At 73.5% G+C, this 396-nt stretch carries 1 pseudogene; it reads right to left on the reverse strand.

The window, feature by feature from the left end:
• Positions 1-396: pseudogene (locus IF89_RS0136235) on the reverse strand (transposase); the annotation flags it as partial.

The raw sequence follows: 396 nt of genomic DNA on the forward strand, positions 1-396 counted from the left end.
ATCGATGGCGGGGGGCCGGGCGGGCCGGAGCTGGGCGTAGGCGGCGATCGCCAGCGAGGTCCACCGGTCGGCGGCTTCCGAGCTGCGGAGCCGGGGCCCGGTCCAGGGCAGAGTCTGCTTGAACAGGCGGAAGGTGTGCTCCACGTCGAAGCGCCGCAAGAACGACTGCCAGCAGCGGTCGGTGTCCGCCGCTGTCGCGCCGGTGCCTGGCCACCACAGCCAGACCGGCTTGTTCACTCCGCCGCTGGGCAGCTTCTGAACGACCAGCCGGATGGCGGTGCCCTCGATGACGGGCAGCGGCCCGTCGTGGTCGGCCCCTGCGGCCCGGCGGGTCAGCCGCGGGTGCAGTCGGTCCCACGCCTGCGCGGTCGCCTTCCCATAGAGCCGGGTGTCCGT

Origin of the sequence: Streptomyces sp. NRRL F-2664 (genome assembly GCF_000719345.1) — a bacterium.
Classification (GTDB): Bacteria; Actinomycetota; Actinomycetes; order Streptomycetales; family Streptomycetaceae; genus Streptomyces.